Genomic DNA, 227 nt, shown 5'->3' with positions numbered 1-227 from the left:
GGCCGCCGCGGTACAGCGGGCCGCTCGGGGTGAGCCGGGGTCCGCCCCCGCCGTGGCCGGGCTCGGCCGCGTACTCGCCGTCGCCGAGGTCGACGTGCAGGGCGGCGAGGACGCGCAGGGCGTCCGGGTCGCGGCCGTGCTCGGCGGCCGACGCCCGCAGCTCGGCCCGCGCGGCGGCTGCCTCCGCGGGACGCGCGGTACGGACGAGGGCCACGTCGGCGTACCGG

Annotated in this window: 1 pseudogene; it reads right to left on the bottom strand. The window is 82.8% G+C overall.

Features of this window, described 5'->3' with window-relative positions:
• Positions 1-227: pseudogene (locus tag GTW67_RS26575) on the bottom strand (LLM class flavin-dependent oxidoreductase); the annotation flags it as partial.

Source organism: Streptomyces sp. SID5910 (assembly GCF_009862125.1).
Taxonomy (GTDB): Bacteria; Actinomycetota; Actinomycetes; order Streptomycetales; family Streptomycetaceae; genus Streptomyces.
Note: the sequence above shows the minus strand (reverse complement) of the source record. Positions and strands in the feature narration are given on the sequence as shown.